Consider the following 22,758-nt stretch of genomic DNA (forward strand, 5'->3'; position numbering starts at 1 on the left):
TTATTGAGCCGAAGCAAGAACTTGGGGTCGCAAAGGGAGTTAGTTACACCTTAACAAAAGAGGTTGCTTTGAATCCTAGAAACAGTGAATTACAAAATGTAAAAACACTTCTTCACGAATTGGCGCATGCCAAACTTCATACAGCAGAGACACATATGAATTACACAGCACCAGAAAAAGAGTTTCAAGCAGAAATGACAGCTTATGCCGTTTCTTCTTATTTTGGGATTGATACAAGCGAATATTCGTTAGGATATTTAGCGAGCTGGACACAAGGAAAAGAAATGAAAGATAAAACCAAGTTGTTGAAAGAAGTACATGAAACTTCGATTGAATTTATTGAAACAATTGAAAATACGTTAGAAAAGGAAAAAGAAAAAACTAATGAAAAGGGAGTAGATAATATGTCAAAACAAGTGTCTGATAATGGAAAAGAGCATGTAGTGACAGTTGAAATATTGGATAAGGATATAAAAGATGGCGAGATTGCAAAATTACACATGGTGGATGCAGAAACCAAAGAAGTATATCATATGGCAATTTATGATCCGGGTGTATTAGACCGTGATGAATTTTATAATGGCGAAAGGGACGTCTCTAATATTGAACATATTTTTAAAGGAGATGTTTATGAAAAAGTAAGAGATACTCTTCTTGATGGAAACGAAAGTCAATCATTTACTGTACGTGAAGAAGATATGCTTATTCCTTTAAGTGAGTTAGAACAAGATGATCGATACGCTATTTTATTTAATACAGAAAAATATGAAGCGGCTAAAATAAAAGAAAATGAAAAGCAGAATGAAAATGGAGAACAGAATGAAAGTGAAAAAAATATTTTACTAGTGGAATACATGAGTTTAAGTAACACGACACAAGAACTCGTTTCTGTTAACCATTTAAGAGAACAAGCAGATAAAAATCGAGCGTTTGAGCCTGTAGAAGGTGCAGAAAAATTGAGTGATAAAGAATTTATTGAAGCATTTAACGAGGCGAATCAAGAAAAGTATGCAGCACTAAATCAGAATGAAATTAATCGACCAACTATGCTAGTTCAATGGAGCGACAACGAAACTTTTAAGAATAATCAACTGATCCCATTTGGAGAAGCCAATGAAAAAATGGCTGAAGTCATTTCAAATATTGAAAAAGCAAGAGAAGAAGCTAAAGAAAGAGGTCAAACCATCCCTTACGATCAAACTCGTTATCATGTTGCCATTCCAAAAGAAGTCGATAGGGATTTTGGGAGAATGGAGCTTGTGAGTATGGATCGTTTCAATATGGGAGATGGGGACTACAAGACACCATATGAACAAGTATTAAACGAGAAAAGGTATCTATCGGATGAAGTGAAACAAGCGTTACGAGATGAGGTAGTGAACCATAGAAATAACAAAGAAATACCGATGGAAAAAGCACAGGAAAGTACATTAGAAACGTCAAAAGAGACACCCAATCACTTAGTTACAATTGAAGTATTAGCAAACGGTTTGCACGATGAAGAAGAAGTCGCAAGAATCCACATGATGGATGCTGTTACGAAAGATATTGATTATTTGTCTGTATGGAATCAAGATTCAACAAATCGGGAAGATTTATCTGTTTTCCTCATGGAAAAGAACGGGAAACGGGAAAATTACTCCTTAGATAACATTTTGAAGCCAGATTTATATGAAAAAGTTCAAAATTCTATTTTTGATGGAAGAGGAAATTTATCATTTGTCATTCATGAAAAGGATGCAAATATGAGTCTAGATGAAATCGTAAAAGATGAACGATATGGAATCTTAGTTGATAAAGCGGAGGAACAAAAAAATCCCTCATTTAATGAAAAAGAAGTGGAATTGTATAAAGAAATGAAGAAGGAAGGATATGCACCTATTGCTTCTCTAGATCAACAAATTCAACCTTTAAAAGAAAAGGAGCCAACTACGTTAGATAAGGATTTAAGCCGAAAATTCGAAGCATACAGACGTTCACAATATGAAGAAACACCAGATGATATTGATAGTATTGTCACTCGTGTAAAAGCTGAAGAGCGGTATTATACAACAAAGTATGTTTCGATTGATAATGAGCTGGTAAGCCAGGAACACGTTGTGAAATTAGAAAACCAGGTGGATGAGAAACTTGGGAAAGAAGGAATAACGGTGAATCAGTCTACAACTTCAAAGGAAATGGATGTAGATAAAAAATTTCAGCCATTAAACGGAAAACAAACGAATAGTAAAGAAAAAGACAAGGAGTCAGAACCTGGTAATGTAGAGCAGTCGAAGGCTACAAAGAAATCAAGTAGAAAAAAAGAAACAATGGAAATGGAACGATGAAAAATTTTATAAATGGTAAATCAGATTAAATCATTTTTTGTTACTCAATTGAGAAACGGAAAGTGATTTTTTTATATCTAAAAATGAAAGAGGGTAACAGGAAAAGCCCTCTTTCTCATTTGTAAAACGAAAGGAGCGAATGTCATGAATGTATGGCTGTTTGGGGGCTGTATGTTCCTTGTAGCGGTCTTTTTGAACACGTTGTTATTATTCGGCCGCAGATTAATGAAAAAGCGGAGAAATAAGAAATGGAAGCGTGAAACTGAAATTACAGATTAATAGGAGGTATTACTTATGGGGAAAACATTGTTTATTGCAGAAAAGCCGAAGGTAGCTGTTGAATTATTAAAATCACCTAGATTTAGAAACTCACAAAAGCATCCAGGAAGCAAGCCATATTATGGATACTATGAAAATGAAAATTACATTATTAGTTGGTGCCGAGGGCATTTATTAGAACTAAAATATCCGGAGGAAATGGATGAAAGATACAAAGAATTTAATTTTAATCACTTGCCAATTATTTTAGAGCCGGAATATAAAGCGAAATCAGATAGTCTTGAACAAATTGAAATACTGGTTAAGTTGTTAAATCGTCCCGATGTAGATCATGTAGCAAACGCTTGTGATGCGGATAAGGAAGGTGAGCTTATCTATCGTGAAATAGTTGAATATGCAGGTGTGAACAAGCGAGAATCACGCCTATTTATCTCTTCTTATGAAGCCGCAGAATTAGAGGGAGCCTTGAACCGATTAGAACCAGGAGCAGATTATGATGGACTTGCTCAATCCGCTAAAGCAAGGCAATACCTGGATTACATTCTAGGAATCAATGTTACAAGGGGCTGTACATCGAAACTAGCAAGAAACCAATTCTTATTGGCTTCTGGTCGTGTTCAAATGTGTATCTTAAATGAAATCCGTCAAAGAGAAATTGCTATCCAAAACTATAAAGAACAAACCTACTACAATTTGAAGCTACTAACCGAAAATGGTTTATCACCGGTAATGAAAACAGAAGAGCAACTGATAGATCCATCCCCATTACAAAAGATTGGAGATAGCTTGAAAGAAACGAATGTAGTCGTAACAGAATTTAAAGAAAGTACGAGAAAAAAGAAACCAAAATTATTATATAACTTAACGGATATCTACAAAGATGCTCACGCCAAACTGAAGATAAATGCGGAAACAGCAAAAAAACATATTCAGAGTTTGTATGAAGAAGGCTTTATCACATATCCTCGTTCTTCATCCAGGCACTTACCTACCGAACAAGTGGAACGAGTGAAAGAAGTAATGGCAGCATTAGAAAAAAGCGCCTATGCAAATCTTGTACAACAAGTGATCCCATCTTCTATTACAAAAAAACACACTACATTTAATGATGAATTAGTTAGTAGTCATTTTGCCATCATCCCAACAACAAAATTATATGTCGGGACCAACCGAAATCCATTAGAAAAACGGTTATATGACTTAATTGTAAAACGATTTATCGGGAATTTTATGAAACCAGCAATCTACCTGGTAAGAGAAGTACATTTTATAGATCAAGAGGGCAACACATACAGTACAAAAGAAAAGATCCTACAAGAGAAAGGGTTTCTAAGTGTGTTTCAAGAGGATATAGAAGAGGGATCGGTTGAAGCATTTCAGATACCTATTTTACGAGAAGGAGATTCTTTCAGAATCGTTCAGTATGAATTGATTGAGTCTCGAACAAAGAAACCAGCCTTTCATACCGAAAGTTCCATTTTAACCTTTATGGAGACGGCAGGGCGTAAATTAGATGATGAACATTTGAAAGAACTTATGAAAGGAAAACGGATTGGTACAGTCGCAACGGAAGAAACGTTTATTCCAAAACTGTTAGAGCGAAGCTATATTGATGTTACCAACAGTCAGATTCGAACCACTAATATTGGTCGTGCGTTTATAGATGCTTTTCCGGTAGATGAAATCAAAAATCCAGCTTATACGGCTGAAATGGAAGGGATGATTTACATGATCGAAAAGAAAGAAATGAAATATGAGGAATTTGTAGAGAAAACAAATACGTTTGTAAAAGATACGGTGGAACAATTAGGCGCAATGGATGATAAGGTGTCGGATAGCATTATTAATACTTGGAATCAGCAGATTGAGGTGTGCAAATGCCCTTGTAGAAAGGGGAAAATCCTTCATAAAGGTAATTTCTATGGTTGCAGTAATTATCCGGAATGTGAAATCTCCTTACCGAAAAAAATTAAAGAAAAAGCGATTCCGGAAGCGCAAGCGAAAAAGCTGTTTGAAGATAAGAAAACAGATCTTTTAAAAGGATTTAAGTCCAATGAGAAGGAGTTTTCCGCTTATCTAGTGTTACATGAAGGGAAAGTTAAATTTCAGTTCCCAACACAAGAGGAGCTGTCATTTGGTAAATGTCCAAAATGTAAAAAAGGGGATATGCTTCATCGTAAAACATTTTATGGATGCACGGAGCATAAAAACGGATGTGATTTTATGTTACCAGCCAAAATGAAAGGGAAAGCAATCCCTGGTAATCAGATGAAGAAGCTAATCCAGTATAAAACAACGGATTTTATAAACGGCTTCCAAGGAGAAAAGGGAGAATTTACAGCAGCCATCTATATGGAAGCAGACGGTAGTTTGAAATTCCGTTTTCCAACGACTGAAGATCGTACAATTGGCAAATGTCCATTGTGTAAGAGTAGGGTTCTTGTAGGGAAAAGTAACTACTTATGTGAGAAATACAAAAAAGGCTGTGATTTCATTATTTTTGGTACATTCTCTGGTAAAAATTTAAGTAGTAACCATGTGAAAAAGTTATTAGAAAAGAATGTAACGGATCAGATCAAAGGGTTTATCTCGAACAAAAACGGGAAAAAATTTGACGCTCGTTTATCATACAGCGTACAGGAGAAGCGATTAAAATTTTTATTCGGCAAATAAAAATTGAATGCATGTAAAAGAGGACTAGGAAACGGAATAGTCCTCTTTTTTATTTCATTTTATAGAGTAAAGGGGGGATTCCGTAATGGCACATGTCAGTACGGAGGATGCGATGAAAGCAAGAAAAATTGACTTGATTTCATATCTGGAAGCAAAAGGAGAAACGTTTAAGAAAGAAGGAAATTATTATCGTCATACGGAACATGACAGTCTCATCATTAAAGGGAATCAATACGCCTGGAATAGTCGAGGGGAGAAAGGATATGGAGCGATTAGCTTTGCCATGATGTACTATGACATGACATTCCCTCAAGCCGTGATGGACATTCAGAAGGGGGACTACAAAGAGTTTGATCGTTCAAAAGCTGAAGAGGAGCGCAAAAAAGAGCAGCAGCCATTTATCTATCCAAAGCACTTAGAGGTGCCGAAACAAACAGAAATCAAGCAGTACCTAATTGATGAAAGAAAAATAGATCCTCGCCTGGTGAACTGGTTGATTAAAAAGGATCTCATCGTCCAGGATAAGAAAAACAATGTCGTGTTCAAATGGAGAGAAGAAGGTGGCAAAGGGCAAGTCATTGGAATGAACCGTCAAGGTACTGTCAAAATGGAGAATAAAAGAGGAAGTTTTAAACAAATCGTCCCGAATTATGAAAAAATCAATGCAGGTTTTACGGTTGATGTGGGTAAGCCGGATAAAATCTATTTTTATGAAGATCCAATCGATATGTTATCCCATTGGAGTATCAAGCAAAATAAAATACAAAACGCTCGCCTGGTGTCTATGCATGGATTGAAATCAAAAACAGTAATTGAATCTTTAATGGATGCGAAAAAAGAAGGGCACGATATTAAAGAGGTCATTATGGCAGTTGATAATGATAAGGCTGGGAGAGACTTCATTCAAACGATGAAATGCTTTGTAGATCTTAAAGAGGATATTCCAAAGAATGAAAAAGAAGATTGGAACGATGTCCGGAAGAAACAAGTGAGTGAGCAACAGGTAAAAGAAACAGCACAACCAAAGAAAATAAAACCAATTAAAGAGGTGGAGAGAAGTGTCTAATCTACCAGAAATGCCAAACATATTACAAATTTTGATGTATGGTTTTATCCTTTATGTTCTTTTTCGTATTTGTAAATTTATGTACCGGAAGATCCAGGAGCGCAGAATATTAAAGCGAATGGCTAAGTCTGGTATTCGCTATATAGACAAAATGGACGGACATCAATTCGAAGTATACTTAAAAGCTCTCTTTCGAGAGTTGGGTTATTCTCCAACAGTCACAAAGCAATCAAATGATTTCGGAGCGGATCTTGTATTGAAGGGGAAAAATCGTATTGTAATCCAGGCGAAACGCTACGGGATGAAAAATAGAGTCGGTATCAGTGCCGTACAAGAGATATATGCAGCGCAAGCCTATTACAAAGCACATGAGGGCTGGGTTGTAACAAACAGCGTGTATACAAGGCAGGCGAAAGAATTAGCGGAAGCTTGTCATGTAAAACTAATAGATCGTGTAGAACTTCAGAAATTGATTAATAAAATCAATCCCGAATATTCGGCTGAAGATGTGTATCAAGGGGTAAAACCTGCAGAACGGAAATGTCCAACATGTAAACATGATTTAGTCGTTCGTAATTCAAATAAAACAGGAAATAAATTTTTTGGCTGTTCACAATATCCCACATGTACACATACAGAACCAATTAATACATGAGCTGTGATGAAAATCCGGCTCTTTTTTCATTTGTTTAAATAATACATGGAAAAAATCAGTTTAACTAAAAAACGACCCTTCAGATTTAGTTGTATGGGGTTTTGATGGAGTTGTTAATATAATAAGTCTTGTTTTTTATAGAAACGCATGTAAAGGGAGAAAAGGAATTTAAATGCGTTTTTAACTTTTTTAGAGAAAATAAAAAGGGTAGTCATTATTTACGACTTAACCCTTTGTCTACGATCTGACGAATTGCTTCATTTCGATTCTTCAGCTTATTTTCATGCCAATAATTTTCTATTTGTTCCACTTGTTCTTTTGTAAAAGTAACTAAAATTTGAGTGTACTTGTCTTTATTAACAGCCATATAACATCCTCCTCTATAAAAAATATTATAAGTTATATAACTTATATTGACAACCAGAAAAATGAGTAATAGAATAGTTGTATAAGTTATATAACTACATTGAGGAGGTTATTACATGGAACGGAAAGTTAAAAAGATGATGGCTGATCTTCAATTTATTATGAATCATGGTCAAATAAGTGTAGATTTTATGGATTTAGGCTATAAAAGAATGCTTTTTAGTGCATTAGAAGCTACGGGAAAACAGTTTAATGTGCATACCAATGAACATAATGAAACAAACTTGTTCTTAGAGTTAGTTTAGTAAATTTACGCAATGAGGAGCTGTTAATGATGGAGCAGTTAACTATTTTTGACGTAATGGATGAAACTAAAAATAAGCTTTATGAGGTATTAGAGAAAAATGGATTAAATTATAAAATTCATAAATACTATTTATATTCGAATTATGAAGGGGCTGTTCAGTATTATTATATAAGAACAACTGATAATACAATTATTGATTTGTGTATCTCTGATTTTCCAGAAATCTTCGCTATCCATGAAGGGTTTAGCGATAAACAAATTAGAAATATTTACAACTGGAACTTATAAGCTATATAAATAACAAATTTAATTATTGGAGGAATGAAAAATGAAAATTGGTGTATCTGAGTGGAAAGCATTGAAAAAAGAGACAAAGTTAAAGCTATTACGCTATGCGATGCTGGAAAGCAAGTATAAGTATGCAAAATAAAAGCTCTTCATTTGCAAAAGCAAACAAAGAGCAAAAGTCTGAGTGACTGTAGAGGAAAGAAATTAGCAGATTTCTTTCCTCTATATTTTAACATATAAAGAGTTGTAGAGAAAAGGGGCATGTAGAATGGAAGAAGGTCGTATTTCCTTTCAGCGAGGGTTAAAAGAATTTCTTATTATGATTGTCTGTTTTTGGTTCATTATGTTCCTCCTGTATGGTGAAAGCCTGTTACAATAGTAAAGAATAAATTGGGTACAAATTGATAATGAAATGGGGAAAGATGCTAGATGAAAGCAACCGGAGTGACTAGAAAAGTAGATGGATTAGGGCGTGTAGTAATTCCAATGGAACTTAGAAATACGCTTGGTATTAAAGAAAAATCACCATTAGAGATTTTTGTAGAAGGGGAAGACATCATTTTACAGAAGTATCAGCCTGGTCATGTTTGTGCATTAACAGGAGAAGTGTCAAATCGTAACATAGCATTAGCAAAGGGTAAGATCTCATTAAGTCCAGAAGGTGCAGAACTATTAATAAAAGAAATAGAACAGTACCTTGTAAAATAAGTGCTCCTTTCAAGGGGCTTTTTTTTATGGTTAACAAAATAATTTCACGTACCGTAATAATTTTAAAAAACTAAAAAACTACAATAATAGTCTACATTTATTCTTATGTTGAATTAATCCGCTAAATGGAGACTGTATTGTTTGTTTTGGATAGATTTCTTGCGAAATATGTGTGGCTTTAAAACAAAGTTTGATAATTTATAAAAAAGTCTGATTGTTTAAAATAAAGATTGATAATATGTAAAAAAGTTTGATCAAAATCCTGTGTTGATGTGCAGGATTTTTTCTTATTCAGTAATCGGGCCATTTAATTGAATAAGACTACATAAAAAGTCACTTTCCCTTACGTAAGGAAAGTGACTTTTTAGATTGATTTTTTCCCTTGTTATCAAGCTATTACTTTAAGTTCCTTTGACCAATTTTGAAAATGTTGTTGACTATTCAGTTGAACTGCATTATGTTATTATTAAGTTGAACTATACATTTGAACTGAATGGAAGGTGAGGATATGAAACATAAATTATTACCATTGTCTGAAACCATGCATTATATTTTATTAGCTCTGCGTGAGCCACTCCATGGCTATGCCGTAATGCAGAAGATAGAAAAGATAAGTAACAGTACTGTTATTTTAGCAGCTGGTACATTATACGGTGCGATTGAAAACTTGAATAAGCATGGTTGGATTGAACCTGTTGGAGAGTCAGGTCGGAGAAAAGTTTATATGATAACTGCAGAAGGAAGCGCCATTTTGAAAATGGAACAAAATAGGCTATTGCATATTTTATCCCTGTACGAAGGAAGTGAATCCAATGAAGAAATTTAAGATGTTTTTTGATATTGAAAAAGAGGAGCAATGGCTGAACGAGCAATTACAAAAAGGCTATCGTTGTACAAATATTAGTGGATTAGGAATATACACTTTCGAAGAAACTGACAAGAGATATATTATACGACTTGATTATCAAGATTATTTACCTAAGAAAAAGTTGGTTGAATACAAAGGAATATATGAGGATTTTGGTTGGAACTATATAAAGGGGCCCTGGCTTAGTGGAATACGGTATTGGCAAAAAAAAGATGATGATCAAAATGAAATCTTCTCGGATCGCCAATCTAAGGATAATCATTATAAAAAATTAATGAATTATTCATTTTGGTTGGTTATGCTGTGTTTAGCTTATTCTTATATGTTTTACAAGGAATCGGGATTATATCATGAAGGTCTTTGGAGTATGAAAGGTTCATTATTTTGGAAGGCATTTTTATTTGAAACTCCATTTGTCTTTTTGAAGTTGTCTTCCACACTTCTGTTTGTTTTTTTGGGTATCAATTTCTATAAAGCTTATCGAAAGTATTCAATGTTAAAAGAAAAATAAACGTTTTTTAATTTTTCCAGAATCGGGCGCGATTGTGGAGTAACACAGGCAGAAAATGATCAAATTTTTTTATAAAAGAATGAACTAAATGAAAATATTAAGAACGTGTTTTGATCAAGCTTTTTTTCAAAACACGCTCTTTTCTATGATCGTTTATCAAGATTAATAGTATCAATTTGATCAAGCTTTATTTTAAAGCAACAATATGTACCTAGAGCAATATTTCAATTTAAATGTGATACGATAGTTATATATTCGTTTTGCTAGTAAAAGGAGATGAGTGTCGATGAAAAATCACATAAAAGTAAATGGAAAAATCCTTCAAACAAATAAAAAATGGTCACATCTCAAGCAAAGACAAAGACAACATATTTCTAATTGGTTACGTAGAGAATATACACAGTTTGTAAAAACACATTATAGAAAACCTAGAAAGTATGAACATGATGAGATTCTTCATGAAGTGATGAATCAAATACAGGAACGTGAAATTTGGATTCCTAATGGTGAAGTAAAAAGATATTATCTAAGCAAAATAGGAAAATGGTTTAGAAAAATAGAAAGTGAATGGGAATCACAAATATCCAACAGTGAAAAGCAACAGGTATTAGAAGAAAAGTAAATACAAACAAACCAGGGGGCGCATTTCATGTTTAATTTACAAGAAGATATGTATGAACAATTGAAAGAGAAAAAAGGGGCAGTTACAGTATTTTTAAAGAATGGCGTTCCAGTACGTGGGAAGATCCTTGCAACAGATAAATTTACCGTCCTAATGATGGTTAATGGTAAACAACAATTAATCTACAAACAAGCTATATCCACAATTGCTATGTAATACATACTGGCGTACCGCCCACATTTTAACGAAAATATACGCTAGGCAAAAAATACAATAAGCTGTCCATATGGACAGCTTATTTACATAATTATCGTTATCGGAAGTAATATATTGATAGGTCAATATTTACAAATCTTTTATATGTTTTCTAATATCTGCGGCTACTTTGGTAGGATCATCAATCTCAAAAAAGACATACTTATATTTTTCATGACCTTTTAATTCAATCATTACGAGAGGGACTCTATTTTCACAAGAGAGAAAGTACCATTCATCAGCGTATTTAAAACTTCCTTCAAAAATATTGAGAGGAGAAATTGATGTTCCAGGCATACGAAGCATCCATTGTGGAGGATCAAAATAGTCAACATACACACTCTTGATCGTGTTATAAGGCATTTTTAATTTTAGTTTTAATGCAAGTAATCCTGTTATCCCATTTAGTTTTAGAATCAGACCTTCATTATCAAACAATATTTCTTTCCCCATAATTCCCCCACTTTTCACGTTAACTTTTATACTTGTATACTCAAAATCCCTTTGATTTGTTTTTGGATGGTAAAACATGTTTCTCTACTCTTTCATATAGAGTAAGCAATTGCTTGATAAAAGAAAATTTCGGTACTAACCAATAGGAAAATAACGCTGAAACACATCCTATTAAAGCCCCTATTACAACATCAAAAGGATAATGAACTCCTACCCAAATACGAGAGATCGCTACACAAAATGCAAGTATAAGCCATAACCATCCAGTCTTTTTACGAGCAAGCCAAAATGAAAAACAAATCGAAAAAAAGAGAATCGTATGGTCACTAGGAAATGAATTATCTACAGCATGGTCGACAAGTTTATTAACATCAGGCAATACTGCAAACGGTTGATAATTCAAATGAAATTTCCCTGCTATTTTTCCAATTACCTCAGCAATCACAAAAGCAACCATCGCTTGAATAACCATCATCCTACTTTTTCTAGACCCGGTAAACCAATAAGCTATAATAATTAAACCAAGAATATATACCATATATTCTGCCAAAAATATCATGGCTGAATTTAGGAATGAATATTGTTTACCTAAATCATTAATTGCTCGAAAAATATCAATATTGAATTGAGAAAAAGACATTTTCAAATTCCTCCTTCTTTTTTTCACTATAATAAAAAAAGAAAAAGGAAAACATCGAACTTTCTTACAAACATTCGTGCATTCTTACAGTTTTGTCATTTTTCTCGTCATTTTGTAAATGTGTTCATCGCCTTGCCTTTCGCTATTTTCTTTGGAAAACATGGTGAATTACGAGAAAGAGCGCTACAGACAACTTAACAGTAAGAAGTCGATTATCTCTTAGCGTACAGGAAATCGGCTTTTTCTTTATGAAATTTTGCTTAGCGTACGAAATTTGCGCTTTGTTGATGCTACCGCTTATTGCAATCAATACAGAAAGCATAATATCTCTCCCTTTTTCCTAATTGTACCATTCGAAGGAAGCTATTTGTTCTAGAAATTGGCTGTATATTTTATACATGTTAGGTTTACATAACATCTTATTATCGGTAGTAAGAAAAAGGAGGAACCCTACTATCACAAGGGAACCTCCTTTTTTGTTCTATGGATCTATTCATTTTTTTATACATTTCTATCCTGGTGCGGTTTTAGAGTTCTTGTTTGCTACTGAATTAGCTGAAAAACTGTATAAAATCTTGCATGCTCTTAGCGTGGTTTTTTTAACGTTATCTTAACTACGATGTGAGAACTATTGTACTATCAATAGTTCTCACATCATTTACATGTATTCAATGTAAATATTAGTTTAATATATGTCTGATCATTTTATGATATCTTTTTTGTCTTTTTTTACTAAATCCATGCGGTGAGTTAATAGAAAGAAAGATTAAAACTGTACACTAAAACCATTAAATTTATGAATTCCTGTACCGAATTTAATAAGTTTTTCTTCTCTTAGAAACTTAACTGCCCATTTTACTTCATCTAAAATTTTGGGCTCAAGACCTAGCGTATTATGGGAGCCATAAACCATTGTAACATTTGGTATATCTGATATTCTCTCCAATGAATTAACTAAATCCACAGGATTCGTTGAAGGATAAAAAGCATATATAGGGGTCTCATCATAAAGTAAATCACCTGTGAATAAATAACCATTTGTTTCATCGAAAATGGATAAATGACCAGGAGAATGCCCCGGAGTATGATATATTATTAATCTTCTATTCCCCATTTTAATTACATCATCATCTTTTAATAAGCCTGTCGGTTCCCCTTGAAAAGGTTGATATGTGTCGGGATTAAACGTTTCTGGCGTAGGTATTGTTATATCTCTACTTATATCTTTTCTTATTTGCTCTATAGATAAGCCTTTTATTCCATTTACTAACCAATCTTTATCTCCTTCATGGACATAAATTCTTTCAAATTCTCCATGACTTCCGATATGGTCAGCGTGAACATGAGTCGTGATGACTTCAATCGGTAAGTCAGTCAATTGGTCTGTAATTCTTTTTATATTGTCAATTCCAAGACCTGTATCAATGAGTACTGCTTTTTCTTCGCCCAATAATAAGAATGAATGTACTTTTTCCCAATGCCCGCATTCACTAATTGCGTATGTATTTTCATCAATTCTCTGAATTGTAAACCACAAATCTTTAATCATTAAGAGCCTCCAAAATAATATTTTCGTTCTTCTTCTCCAAAAGACCCAAAATATCCTTTGTAATAGTAATGTTTATATCCTCAAAATTTATCGTAGACTATACCACGTAATTTCAATAATTCATCTTTCAGTCGTTTATTTTCTTCCTCTAGGTTTTTTATTCGATTATTTTTAGCTGCGATAAGAGAATCTTTACTGCCATCCGTCATATTTCGTTTTATAGTTTGCGGAGAATCTACCCCTTCTTGTTGCTTCCTTAATCCTTCAATTCGGTTTCGTATTTCTTGATTGTTATAGAGAAATGCCTTGGATACACCAGATTCCAAGGCAACCTGGTTAAAATTAATTTTAGCCTTTGTTTTTATAAGACGTTGTATTGCTTGATTGACCTTCTTTGATGTCTCTTGGCTTTTCATTAGTGCGTGTTTTTTAACACCTTCGGTATTTCTAACATGATTACTTCTCATAAGTACGTTCCTCTCCAATATATTCACGACCTTTTTTTCCAGCTAAATGATGTGTTATTCCACCTTTTAATGTTTCTAAAATAGGTTCTAGGCGGTCTAGAATAGCTTGATTTTTGTCTATCCACACTTGACGACCTAGTAGGGGTCACCATACATGCCCATCAACTTAAGAGTGTAAACAAACTGAAATTGCGTTCAGCTGGTTTAAAACATTCTTAAAATAGAAGTATATTCTTAAAAATACGCATACTAAATAACCCCTAACGGGTTTCACTTTTTTAATTATGCAACCTTCTTTTGTTTTCTCAATCCATTATATTCATAGACAACACCCATGATATCAAAGACAGTCTTCTTCTCGTATCTGTGAGATTTTCGTCCATTCTTCTGTAGAAGATCGAACAGGCGGATTAAAATCTTTGCTATTTCCTGGGTGCCTTTCTGTATGGCTTGATACAAAAGAGATAAATGATCTTGAATCATACCAATCGCTTTATATTCACTTAACTCCTTTTTCTTCTTTTGTAAAAGAAGTTGGCGCATTTTAAACATTGTAGAGGAACATAGGAAAATAGCGATTAGCTTTCCATATAATTGGCACTCCAACCGTTCCTGTTTTACATGACGATGATGGTCTATTTTGAAGAGTGATTTCCACGTTTTAAAGATAATCTCTATTTGCCAACGTAAAGTATATAATTCATGTACCTGTTCCATCGGAACCCATTCCCAAGGTGTATTCGTCACGTACACGTTTAACCCAGCTACCAATTTACTTTTCTCTGAGTATGTTCTATTTTTAGACTTTTCTTTTTCCGCAATCTTTGCTCGTCGTTTTTGAAGTTGCTTTTCTGTTAATCGATTAAAAATAACACGTGCAAATAGTTGCTGTTTATCACCGATATAAGCATGTTTTAATTCAAATATTTCTCCAGGCTGTAGTTGTTTCAAAATCTGTTTCACATCGATTTGTATGTATTCCGATTGTTTCTTAATGGCACCATTCTTAAAGTATTCTGGAGCTGGATTTTTCACATATACATTCGTATTTAATTTTAAACGAGAAATATAGTATGTACCTCGTTGATCCATTTGATCTAAGTCTTCTAATGAAAAATAACCCAAATCACGAATACATAAATCTCCTGGTCGTAAAGTATTTAAGCACTCCGTGCCAAATGTTTTGTCATTATTTTTTCCTGGTCCAACTTGAAAGTTAAGAAATTCTCCACTGTGCAGGTCATATTCTAATTGAATTTTAATTCCAGCTGCTTGGGCACATCCTCCAGAGCCTGGATATACATTCTTTAAAGCATTTGGCACTTGAAATACGGTGGCATCTAGGATACGGATTCGTTGGAAATAAGAAAAGAGACGGTTAGAAATTTGCGTTTGTTCACATACCTTTTGTTGTAATAGTAAAGAAAAAATATGTTTTAAAAACAAAACTGCTTTCACATTTAAACGTTTATTTAAGCCCTCAGGGCTGAGTAAAGTACCTGTAGCTGCATGAAGCCTACTACATAATCGGACTAAGGGATCACTTGCCACCCGTTGACTAATCCAAATACAAATATTAGCTAAATCTGAGCCAGAAAACTTACGTTGTCGCTTTATAAATCCGATTTCTCTTGCAAGTTCTTCTAAAAATACAGGTTTAACATATCGCTGTAATTCTTTCGCAAATGCTTGTAGCTCATCTTGAATCGAGAGATTCATAAGAAAACGTCATCCTTTCTAATCTAGCTTGTTTAGAAAGAATAACGTTTTTTGGTACTTAAGAGTATTAAAATTTTTTAAGTTTATGGGCATGGAACTAAAAAAAGATTAATCAAAATGGATTCCTCACTTTTGGGATGAACTTTCCCCCTTTTATAAAAAAGTTGGATTAAAAATCCCTTGGAATTCTTTAATTGAAAGAAGCAAAGTAACAAACATCGTATCTTTATTTTAAAGCCACAAATAGTGATTTTATAAGTGTTAAAATGCCGTCACAAAACACCATTAAAATGGTATAATTGGTTTATAATAACATTTTATGGAGGTGATTAAAATGATATACAGTCTTGTGAATATAGGAGTAAGTCTGTTAATTGGGATTATCTTTATATCAACTTCATTACTATTGAAAAAAAGACCACCAACAGATATTAATGCAATATATGGCTATCGAACAACTAGGTCTATGAAAAACATGAAACTTTGGGAAGCTGGAAATAGGTATAGCGCTGAAATCATGACACAAAATGGATTTATAATTATTATACTAGGAAGTATTATCAGCCTATTTTTAAATAACCCTTCCACTGCAATACTTTTAATTATGGGATCTATGCTATTACTAATAATCAGTATGATTATTAGAGTGGAGAATAAGCTAAAAAAACTGGAAGAACCATGTAGCTAAAATTTTTGTATGGAGTATTTGTGAATCTTTATAAAAAAGTTCGATTAAAAATACTTTGCAAACTTATATTGTACGATAAAAAAACGAATCTATTTTGAAAAATGATTCGTTTTTTTGAATAGGCATTAGAAAGAAATATATTTTTTTTGTACTTAGGGGTAGTGAAAATTCTTAAGTTGATGGGCATGTATGGTGACCCCTACTAGAAAAGGAAACAAACGAAGGTTCATCGTATTTTGTAGTACCAGAAGAGAAATTTAAGAAGTATGTGGTGTTATGGGGATATTTAATCCCACACGGAGTTTTCAATCAGCCGAATAAATGGGTGAATACGTATACGATAAACCCATTGGATACATATGTATTAGTACCAGAATTCAAGCCTGAAGAGTATGAATATATGATTTACGAAGAAACAAGGGTTGCTAGGCAATTGCATCAAATATTAGAGCCTTATGGAATAGATATTAATAATGAATTTGAAGAGTTCGTAAAGTTGAAAGAGATTCCAGAAGCAACCATAAGCCAAGTGAAGAGTTGCTTAGTGGAAAAAAAGTGCATGAATGAGTACCCAAAAGACTTTCCAGTAGTCGATGGCTACGAATATATAATTGAGGGTGAGAAAAAGAAACTTATTATTGAAACTGAAACTTACCATGATGATGACACACTATATGACCAAACGGGTAATTTTAATCATAGTTATATCGTTGAAACTTATCGTAAAACAATCACAAATGGATTTATTTATCTATTTAAAACACATAACAATGAATGGTATCAATATTATGCAGAAGACGATAGTAAAGACTGTTGGATAATGAAAGAAGTTTATGATGATGAGTTAGAGAATTTACCAATTTCATCTTATGAACTAATTGAAACAGAGAAACGTGAGATTCCGGAAGACGATTTAATACCTAAGATTAGTTGGGAAGAATTACTGAATCTGAATAGGGAATGTGATTTTTATTACTCCGATAAAATGTTTGCAATGAGTTTCTTAGCAAATGAGGGAAGATATAATGTAGTAAACATTGATGGGGAATGGAAGAGATATAGTGAAATGGTCTTTAAAGGAGAAGAACCATTTTCTAAATGGGATGATTTAATATATATTGGGACGTCTACACAAGGGGCAATTGAAGGAAAGCAATTTACCCAAGAAGAAATGATGCAATTTGCAGTATATATGCGAGAAAAGAGAGAGAAGTCATCATTGCATTAATCAAAAAGGGTTTACGAATTGGAATATTTCAACCCTGAATTGATAAGAAATAATCTAGACCAGGAAGAAACTTGTGCAGAGATAATAAAGTTGTTTAATTTACAATAAAGTCATTTAAAAAATAATATAATTGTTTAAAAATCCTTCTTCCACTAGCGGAGTAGATTAGCTCAATAAGGAATCAAAATAAGAATTTGTAGCTTCTGAAGAAATGGAAAAAAGAAAGGTTTTAAATACAAAGTAGACTCTGTTATACAGAGGTAGAGAGATATTATAATTCATTTGTGATAAATTAGGAATAGTTTGATTTGTTTAAAACTGAGTAGAGGATTATAAAGTGTGCGGTTTTTTGCCAAGTCCTATATGTCTTATCCTTTGGAGGAAATATGCTTAAAGATAATTTTAAAATTAGTAATATTCCCACGGTTTTATGGGGAGATAAGAGTGAAAAAATTTTTATTGCAGTACATGGAAGTATGTCAAATAAGGAAGATGCAGTTATTGAAATATTAGCTGAAGAAGCCAATCAAAAAGGTTATCAAGTATTAAGCTTTGATTTACCTGAGCATGGAGAAAGAAAAAATGATAATACTCCTTGCAAAGTACAGTTTTGTGTTAGTGAATTATCTATAGTTATGAATTATGCAAAAGAACATTGGAAAGAAGTAAGCGTGTTTGCATGTAGTATGGGAGCTTATTTTAGCCTTTTAGCCTATCAAAATGATGTGTTAGAAAAGGCATTATTTTTATCACCAGTAGTTAATATGGAACGAATTATCGAAAATATGATGAAATGGTTTAATGTAACACCAGAGCTTTTGCAAAAAGAAATGACTATAGAAACACCTGTTGGTCAAAAGTTATATTGGGATTATTTATGCTATGTAAAAGAACATCCTATTAATACATGGAATACAGATACATATATTATGTATGGAGCCAAGGATGAACTGTGCGAATTTGAAACTATTAACTATTTTACAAAAAAACATCGTTGTGAATTAGAAGTCATGGAAACAGGTGAACATTACTTTCATACTGAAGAACAGTTAAAGATATTTGAACAGTGGTTACACAAACATATCGATTAACAAATTACAATTTATCTTGGGTGAATATATAAACTGATAGGGGTAGCGTCAGGAAAATGCGGATTTACAACGATAAGGGAATTCTAAATTAAAAAGCCCAACTTCTCTGCAAATCAAAATAGAGAAATTGAGCTTTTTAGTTATTTCATTTATTTATTTATTTATTGAATTCATTAACTGGAAGAAGTATTCAGGTTTATGAGTCTTATTTAGGTTATACCATGAATGTAATGCATCTGGTGTAAATACATCTATTTTTTTCAGTACCTCCATTGCAAATTCCAGAGGAGCTATTCCTGATGCAGTAACTAAATTCGCATCAGATACCGCAGATCCCAACTCATAGAACTTTTCTCCTTTATAGTTAGGACATACCATTTTAGTATATTCTAAGTTATTACTTGTATGCTTTCTAGTATCCAAGTATCCCATATTCGCGAGGGCATCAGTTGCACCACAAATTGCAGCAACAATAGTGCCAAGCTTTAAAGCTTGGCCAATTCTTTCCAAGATAGGTTGATGAATTTCTTCACTCCAAGTAGTTCCTCCTGGTAAAATTAAAAGATCTTTACTCTCAAGAGTACATTCATCAAGGGAAATATCTGGTTTTATGCTCAGTCCTCCCATAGTAGTAATCATTTCTTTATTAGCTCCTACTGTAATTACTTTTAAAGGTGCTAAATCTTTTTTGAAATATCTTCCTGAGTTTAGTTCAGCAATTAAATATCCATATTCCCAGTCCGACATTGTATTAAATACATATAGAAAAGCTTCTTTTGTTTGCATCCAATAACACTCCAATCACAATTGATATAGCTATTATAATATAACTTCCCTGACAGTTAACGTCAGGGAAGTTATCATACTTGATGAAATTTTATTAAATCAGACAGAACTTCAATAAGTCTTTTCTTAAGACTTATTGGCTCAATAACTTTAATAGATTTATTGTACGGTAAAAGTAAATAAGGTACATATGTATGTATCATATCTTTTTCAAGAAGAAAAACTGCTTGATTTGAAGTCCGTTCTTGTAAATAATGTCCTAAAAACCAATGTTGGCAAATATCAGCCAATACACTTTTATCCCCATTAAGAACCAAAGAAATAATCCCTTCCTTATCTTCTATAGTTGGAAGAAGACTTTTTATAAAAAATTCACGTGCTGAAAAATTTTCTGGCCGGTTAAACTTATTTTCGGTTAGCATTAGACTTTCAATTCGATCTACTCTAAAACTACGGATATCATTCCTAAGATGACAAAATCCAATCACATACCACTTATTATTCCAATAGATAATTCTGTACGGATCGACCAATCTATAATTTAATTGCTTTTCGCCACTTTTATGGTAAAGAATTTTTGCTGAGTCCCCGTCAGCTACGGCTTGCTCCAACTCCTTCAAAAAAGGTTCCATAGAGAGTGAACTTAATCGACTTATTACTTCAAGACTAGTTAAATGTTGGTTTATCTTTGTTTCCTGTTCTTGATTTGAGTATTTACTTAGTTTTGAAATGGCCCTATTTAGTGCTTCACCTCCATAATATCCGGCTTCTTCTGCAAAAACAGCAGCGTGAAATAGTGAAGTTTGCTCCTCAAAATCAAAAAAAAGAGGAGCCTCAATAAAATTGTTCAATAAAGTGTATCCACCGTTATGTCCTGGTTCTGAAATTATAGGTACGCCACTTGTTGAAATTGTATCAATATAACGATACACAGTCCTTATATTCATCTCTAACTTTTCTGAAATTTGTTTTGCAGTAATTTTTTCACCTGAACGAAGCATCCATAGAATTGCTAACATATTGTCAATTTTAGGCATATAATTCCACCTCTATATGAAATTTATTTTCTATTATATATTTCTGATTTTTGGTATAACTCATCAACTGTTTCTTTCCGATAGCTTTCTATATAATGAGGCCCTAGACACATTTGTAATTTCACAAATTTGATTTACAGTCATATCTCCCTCTTTATAAAGCTTTACTGCATAATTCATTCCTGCATGATTTTTATGGTACTTCTTTAACCGACCTTTAAACTTGCCTTCTTTCTTAGCCAATTCAATCCCTTCACGTTGCCGCATACGGATAAGATCACGTTCTAATTGGTTTACACCCGCCATAACCGTAATTAAGAATTGGCTGTAGGGATTATCTTCTGATAAATCTAACCATGTATCTTTTAAGGATTTTAAATTTGCCTTTTTACTCCGTATGTTATCGATTAATTCAAATAAATCTTGTGTACTACGAGTAATCCGAGTTAAGTCCGTAACATAAATGATGTCACCTTCTTGTATATCCTCTAACATTTTTTGAAGTTGCTCACGATCTTTTGTTGCTCCGGAAACTTTTTCTTCAAAAATAATATCCATTCCGATTTCGTTCAGTTGCTGAAATTGCCTTGAAGGATTCTGGCTAGTTGAACTGACACGTATATAACCGATTTTTCGCAAAATATCACCTCATTTTTGAGACAAGTCTTATGAGACGCTCTTAACTATGATTTTATCAGTCTCCTACACTTGTATCAATAGAGTACACCCTATCGAGAAAGTTTTTCTATCTTAAAGTTGTATCTCCGCATAATCCTGACGCTATCCTATTTTGATGCAATTTTACATATCCAAATAAAGGGAATTAGTATACAGTGTATGATTAAGTTATTTTAATAATATTAAATTACATTGTATTTTTTCTTATGGGTTAAGATAACTGTCTTTTTATCTTATATATCAAGTTGTAACTATTATAATTACTTAGATGAAATCAAAAATTAATTTTATCAGGATAACATTTCCAGTCATAATAACAATTAAATAATATGATTTTCGAATATATTCGACAAAATTCTACTATTTACGCATTAAAAATTTAATGTTTTAATAAAGGTGTAATCGGTATGACCACTAAGAAAGGAGAAGACTACACTAATAAAAGTGCAGTAAAGTTGTAAGTAACATTATGTCGAATTTATTATCTGAATACTCAGTGGAATTTTATTCGGATAAGCTCTAGAATTAGCAAAATATCACCTTTGTAAAAAATGGCTTACTAGGTCTCTACATAGCAAAAATGATTTTATTTTATTACGAGGTGAAAGTATAAGCAATGTACAGCATAATTTCATCTTTTGTAATCTTGTAGGGATCTTACCGAAAAAACTAGGGGGGAATATTATGGATTCTGGTGCAAAAATGTTAGTTAGAAACATAGAGTAGCAAATAATAGGTTGAATTTAATGATTTACTTATTAAAAACATAGTGTTTTAATGATGGTGTAAAGTCCTTACATTCAATGCAGATACAGGGAATAAAAGCAATCTTTCATTTCTTTTATATCTGTATTTTAAGATCGGTGAATAGTATTGTAATATGTACATTTTATTATTCTGAATTAAACAGAAAAAACTTATACAATAAAATAACGGAAAATTCAGAAAGAGTTAAGGGGTTATTCCGTAACTAGTACGGTATTCCTTAATAGAATTCACCCTGTTTTATAGAATAATAGCAAAATTAAATATTGTAAATATATAAAAAAATAATCTAATAAAGGGAGATAACAATATGAAAAAATATAGTAAGAAGACAAAGCAAATTCTATCCTTAGCTATGATTGGAGCTATTGGTACATCATTTGCACTTACATCACCAACTTCAGCAAGTGCTGCTCAAGTTAATCCTGTTCAAACTATGGCACAAGCACAAGTAAGTGATTCTCTATCAGACTGGAAAGATCCATTCAAAAAGGCATATAGTGTTCTTCAGGAGAAAAATGCTTCATATAATATTGCTGGTGTTAATCATTATTTTAAAGATTATACTCTAAGGGATTTAAGTCTTCTTAACGTTTACCAATCTTCTGTAGAAGCAGATGGTTCTCCTATTATTACAAATTCGAAAAGCTTATTTGTAGGAAAGACAACTTTAAATAATAATAGTGATGAGGCACAAGTTCTTAGTACAAGTGAATTTTCAAAGAGTATCGA

25 protein-coding genes and 1 pseudogene are annotated in these 22,758 nt (G+C 32.9%); 16 read left to right on the plus strand and 10 right to left on the minus strand.

What is annotated here, in order from left to right; translation table 11 throughout:
* Positions 1–2: 2 nt before the first annotated feature.
* The 5 genes from QCI77_RS30540 to QCI77_RS30560 all read left to right on the plus strand — a co-directional run bounded on the left by QCI77_RS30540 (position 3) and on the right by QCI77_RS30560 (position 7,000).
* Positions 3–2,327, plus strand: a complete 2,325-nt coding sequence (locus QCI77_RS30540) for an LPD25 domain-containing protein (RefSeq protein ID WP_353826157.1) — start codon at positions 3–5, stop codon at positions 2,325–2,327.
* 144 nt (positions 2,328–2,471) lie between these two features.
* Positions 2,472–2,606, plus strand: a complete 135-nt coding sequence (locus tag QCI77_RS30545; RefSeq protein ID WP_255286916.1) for a hypothetical protein — start codon at positions 2,472–2,474, stop codon at positions 2,604–2,606.
* A gap of 15 nt (positions 2,607–2,621) precedes the next feature.
* Positions 2,622–5,279 carry a type IA DNA topoisomerase gene (locus tag QCI77_RS30550; protein ID WP_353826140.1) on the plus strand — a complete coding sequence of 886 codons (2,658 nt, stop codon included), beginning with the start codon at positions 2,622–2,624 and terminating at the stop codon, positions 5,277–5,279.
* 85 nt (positions 5,280–5,364) lie between these two features.
* Positions 5,365–6,345 carry a DUF3991 domain-containing protein gene (locus QCI77_RS30555; protein WP_353826141.1) on the plus strand — a complete coding sequence of 327 codons (981 nt, stop codon included), beginning with the start codon at positions 5,365–5,367 and terminating at the stop codon, positions 6,343–6,345.
* A complete protein-coding gene (locus tag QCI77_RS30560) occupies positions 6,338–7,000 on the plus strand; it encodes a restriction endonuclease (protein WP_353826142.1) in 663 nt (220 codons plus the stop codon). The genes QCI77_RS30555 and QCI77_RS30560 overlap by 8 nt, the downstream gene beginning before the upstream one ends.
* Before the next feature lie 214 nt (positions 7,001–7,214).
* Here the strand turns inward: QCI77_RS30560 and QCI77_RS30565 are convergent, their stop codons facing one another.
* The gene (locus QCI77_RS30565) at positions 7,215–7,367 is read right to left on the minus strand and encodes a ribbon-helix-helix domain-containing protein (RefSeq protein WP_000290205.1); all 153 of its coding nucleotides are present in this window, start codon (positions 7,365–7,367) and stop codon (positions 7,215–7,217) included.
* Between the two features lie 115 nt (positions 7,368–7,482).
* Here QCI77_RS30565 and QCI77_RS30570 point away from each other — a divergent pair, with 115 nt between their 5' ends.
* The 7 genes from QCI77_RS30570 (at position 7,483) to hfq (ending at position 10,886) form a co-directional block, all read left to right on the plus strand.
* Positions 7,483–7,671 (plus strand): hypothetical protein, encoded by a 189-nt coding sequence (locus tag QCI77_RS30570; protein WP_353826143.1) that lies wholly within the window; start codon positions 7,483–7,485, stop codon positions 7,669–7,671.
* A gap of 26 nt (positions 7,672–7,697) precedes the next feature.
* A complete protein-coding gene (locus tag QCI77_RS30575) occupies positions 7,698–7,961 on the plus strand; it encodes a hypothetical protein (protein ID WP_353826144.1) in 264 nt (87 codons plus the stop codon).
* A 429-nt stretch (positions 7,962–8,390) separates the two neighbouring features.
* Positions 8,391–8,669, plus strand: coding sequence for an AbrB/MazE/SpoVT family DNA-binding domain-containing protein (locus QCI77_RS30580; protein ID WP_060749740.1), 279 nt, complete (start codon positions 8,391–8,393; stop codon positions 8,667–8,669).
* Positions 8,670–9,177: 508 nt separating this feature from the next.
* Positions 9,178–9,495, plus strand: a complete 318-nt coding sequence (locus QCI77_RS30585; protein WP_002139689.1) for a PadR family transcriptional regulator — start codon at positions 9,178–9,180, stop codon at positions 9,493–9,495.
* A complete protein-coding gene (locus tag QCI77_RS30590; RefSeq protein WP_353826145.1) occupies positions 9,482–10,048 on the plus strand; it encodes a DUF2812 domain-containing protein in 567 nt (188 codons plus the stop codon). Before QCI77_RS30585 ends, QCI77_RS30590 begins: the two co-directional genes overlap by 14 nt.
* 286 nt (positions 10,049–10,334) lie before the next feature.
* A complete protein-coding gene (locus QCI77_RS30595; protein ID WP_000788513.1) occupies positions 10,335–10,670 on the plus strand; it encodes a hypothetical protein in 336 nt (111 codons plus the stop codon).
* 27 nt (positions 10,671–10,697) lie between these two features.
* Positions 10,698–10,886 carry an RNA chaperone Hfq gene (gene hfq, locus QCI77_RS30600; RefSeq protein ID WP_353826146.1) on the plus strand — a complete coding sequence of 63 codons (189 nt, stop codon included), beginning with the start codon at positions 10,698–10,700 and terminating at the stop codon, positions 10,884–10,886.
* 129 nt (positions 10,887–11,015) lie between these two features.
* Here the strand turns inward: hfq and QCI77_RS30605 are convergent, their stop codons facing one another.
* From QCI77_RS30605 to QCI77_RS30630, 6 genes are all read right to left on the minus strand, one after another.
* A complete protein-coding gene (locus tag QCI77_RS30605) occupies positions 11,016–11,378 on the minus strand; it encodes a hypothetical protein (protein ID WP_063549262.1) in 363 nt (120 codons plus the stop codon).
* A gap of 40 nt (positions 11,379–11,418) precedes the next feature.
* Positions 11,419–12,018, minus strand: a complete 600-nt coding sequence (locus QCI77_RS30610) for an undecaprenyl-diphosphatase (protein ID WP_353826147.1) — start codon at positions 12,016–12,018, stop codon at positions 11,419–11,421.
* Between the two features lie 766 nt (positions 12,019–12,784).
* Positions 12,785–13,567 carry an MBL fold metallo-hydrolase gene (locus QCI77_RS30615; RefSeq protein WP_353826148.1) on the minus strand — a complete coding sequence of 261 codons (783 nt, stop codon included), beginning with the start codon at positions 13,565–13,567 and terminating at the stop codon, positions 12,785–12,787.
* Between the two features lie 80 nt (positions 13,568–13,647).
* Positions 13,648–14,034 (minus strand): DUF6262 family protein, encoded by a 387-nt coding sequence (locus QCI77_RS30620; RefSeq protein ID WP_353826149.1) that lies wholly within the window; start codon positions 14,032–14,034, stop codon positions 13,648–13,650.
* Positions 14,024–14,161, minus strand: coding sequence for a hypothetical protein (locus QCI77_RS30625; RefSeq protein ID WP_353826151.1), 138 nt, complete (start codon positions 14,159–14,161; stop codon positions 14,024–14,026). The genes QCI77_RS30620 and QCI77_RS30625 overlap by 11 nt, the downstream gene beginning before the upstream one ends.
* Before the next feature lie 155 nt (positions 14,162–14,316).
* A complete protein-coding gene (locus QCI77_RS30630) occupies positions 14,317–15,753 on the minus strand; it encodes an IS4 family transposase (RefSeq protein WP_353825222.1) in 1,437 nt (478 codons plus the stop codon).
* A 334-nt stretch (positions 15,754–16,087) separates the two neighbouring features.
* Here QCI77_RS30630 and QCI77_RS30635 point away from each other — a divergent pair, with 334 nt between their 5' ends.
* The 3 genes from QCI77_RS30635 (at position 16,088) to QCI77_RS30645 (ending at position 18,760) form a co-directional block, all read left to right on the plus strand.
* A complete protein-coding gene (locus tag QCI77_RS30635; protein WP_061530306.1) occupies positions 16,088–16,441 on the plus strand; it encodes an SdpI family protein in 354 nt (117 codons plus the stop codon).
* Positions 16,442–16,781: 340 nt separating this feature from the next.
* Entirely contained in the window at positions 16,782–17,669 is an 888-nt protein-coding gene (locus QCI77_RS30640) for a hypothetical protein (RefSeq protein WP_353826158.1), read from the plus strand.
* Positions 17,670–18,055: 386 nt separating this feature from the next.
* Positions 18,056–18,760 (plus strand): alpha/beta hydrolase, encoded by a 705-nt coding sequence (locus QCI77_RS30645; RefSeq protein ID WP_033671245.1) that lies wholly within the window; start codon positions 18,056–18,058, stop codon positions 18,758–18,760.
* Positions 18,761–18,913: 153 nt separating this feature from the next.
* On the opposite strand, the gene QCI77_RS30650 is transcribed toward QCI77_RS30645, so the two are convergent.
* The 3 genes from QCI77_RS30650 to QCI77_RS30660 all read right to left on the minus strand — a co-directional run bounded on the left by QCI77_RS30650 (position 18,914) and on the right by QCI77_RS30660 (position 21,222).
* A complete protein-coding gene (locus QCI77_RS30650) occupies positions 18,914–19,546 on the minus strand; it encodes a type 1 glutamine amidotransferase family protein (protein ID WP_353826153.1) in 633 nt (210 codons plus the stop codon).
* Between the two features lie 74 nt (positions 19,547–19,620).
* Entirely contained in the window at positions 19,621–20,583 is a 963-nt protein-coding gene (locus QCI77_RS30655) for a helix-turn-helix transcriptional regulator (protein WP_353826154.1), read from the minus strand.
* A 63-nt stretch (positions 20,584–20,646) separates the two neighbouring features.
* Positions 20,647–21,222: a recombinase family protein gene (locus QCI77_RS30660; protein WP_033728358.1), complete on the minus strand. Its 576-nt coding sequence runs from the start codon at positions 21,220–21,222 to the stop codon at positions 20,647–20,649.
* Between the two features lie 1,114 nt (positions 21,223–22,336).
* Between QCI77_RS30660 and QCI77_RS30665 the strand changes: the two are divergent.
* Positions 22,337–22,758: pseudogene (locus tag QCI77_RS30665) on the plus strand (hypothetical protein); the annotation flags it as partial.

The organism is Bacillus cereus group sp. MG9, assembly GCF_040459995.1.
In the GTDB taxonomy this organism is placed as follows: domain Bacteria; phylum Bacillota; class Bacilli; order Bacillales; family Bacillaceae_G; genus Bacillus_A; species Bacillus_A mycoides.